This is a genomic window from Frankia sp. Mgl5, from assembly GCF_023242985.1.
GTDB classification, from domain to species: domain Bacteria; phylum Actinomycetota; class Actinomycetes; order Frankiales; family Frankiaceae; genus Parafrankia; species Parafrankia soli.
The window spans coordinates 1-272 of the sequence record NZ_JALKFY010000126.1; the positions used below are offsets into that span (position 1 = coordinate 1).

The 272-nt window shown below is 53.3% G+C and carries 1 protein-coding gene; it reads right to left on the minus strand.

Translation table 11 applies throughout. The annotated features are described in order from the left end of the window. Positions 1 to 272, minus strand: a 272-nt coding sequence (locus MXD62_RS08660) for a cytidine deaminase (protein ID WP_248828871.1), incomplete at both ends; no start/stop codon positions are given.

Below are 272 nucleotides of genomic sequence, written 5' to 3' on the forward strand. Positions count from 1 at the left end.
TCCTTGGTGAAAGCGCCTCGAAGCACTGCGGAAACCGTTGTATCTGTAAAGTCCCCCTTCGTGATGGAGAGAATTACATTCATTTCGCGCGCGCAAAGCTCAGCCAACACCTGACCACAAGCCCCGCACGGCGGTACTGGCACCGGACAATCGGCGACAACGGCAATCGCCTTATAGCTTTGATCTCCTTCCGAATACGCTTTAAACAGTGCCGTCCGCTCCGCACAGTTGCAGAGAGAGAATGCTGCGTTTTCAATATTGCAGCCCAGATA